This window comes from Priestia sp. SIMBA_032, assembly GCF_046535215.1.
GTDB classification, from domain to species: Bacteria; Bacillota; Bacilli; order Bacillales; family Bacillaceae_H; genus Priestia; species Priestia aryabhattai.
The window spans coordinates 1-271 of sequence record NZ_JAWRXD010000687.1 but is presented as its reverse complement, the minus strand read 5'-3'; the positions used below and the strand labels follow the sequence as shown (position 1 = coordinate 271).

Annotated in this window: 1 protein-coding gene; it reads left to right on the top strand. The window is 67.9% G+C overall.

Annotation, left to right across the window (positions count from 1 at the left end; genetic code table 11):
- Positions 1 to 271: hypothetical protein (locus SB717_RS36020; RefSeq protein WP_410907784.1), on the top strand; the 271-nt coding region annotated here is incomplete at both ends.

Sequence of the window (271 nt, the reverse complement as noted above, 5' to 3'; positions counted from 1 at the left end):
ACCCGAGCCGCGGTTCGGTCACCGGATGGTGGAACTTCACCACGCCGTGCGCGAGATCGTCCGGGAACGCACCGATGCGAAGGTCGGCTGGACGATCGCCAACGGCGCCCTCACCGCGGCGCCAGGCAATGACGAGAAGCTGGCCGAGGTGCGCTACGCGTACGAGGACCTGTACCTCGAAGGATCGCGCGGCGATGACTGGGTGGGCGTCCAGTCGTATTCCAGCCAGCAGGTCGACGCCAACGGAATCCTGCCGCACCCGGACCACCCG